At 59.5% G+C, this 400-nt stretch carries 1 protein-coding gene; it reads right to left on the reverse strand.

Going from position 1 to position 400, the window contains the following annotated elements; all coding sequences use genetic code 11:
• Nucleotides 1–400 (reverse strand): IS3 family transposase (locus BVH03_RS26520; RefSeq protein ID WP_168175669.1); only part of this gene is annotated, 400 nt, incomplete at both ends.

Below are 400 nucleotides of genomic sequence, written 5' to 3' on the forward strand. Positions count from 1 at the left end.
CCAACCGATCACCAGCTTGCTGTACAGGTCAAGCACCACGCATAGGAAGAGCTTGCCTTCCAGTGTGGCTATTTCCGTGATGTCCGTGACCCACTTGCGCTCCGGTTCCTGCGCAGTGAAATCGCGCCCCAACAGATTTTTCACGCCTGCCGGGCGACCGCTGGCGGATCTTCCAAAGCCACGCCTCTTGCGGCGTGGCCAGCCTTGAATTCGCTCAGTTGCCATCAGGCGAGCAACGCGGTTCAGGCTGACAGTTTGGCCCTCGTCGAGCAGATCCTCATGCATCCGGGGCGCTCCGATCACACCTCGGCTGTCCTCGTGAATCTCCCGAATGCGCCTTACAAGGCGAGCATTCTCTTGAGCACGTGGGCTTGGATCACGATCCTGCCAGGCGTAATAG

The sequence above is a fragment of the Pseudomonas sp. PA15(2017) genome (genome assembly GCF_001945395.1).
Lineage (GTDB): Bacteria > Pseudomonadota > Gammaproteobacteria > Pseudomonadales > Pseudomonadaceae > Aquipseudomonas.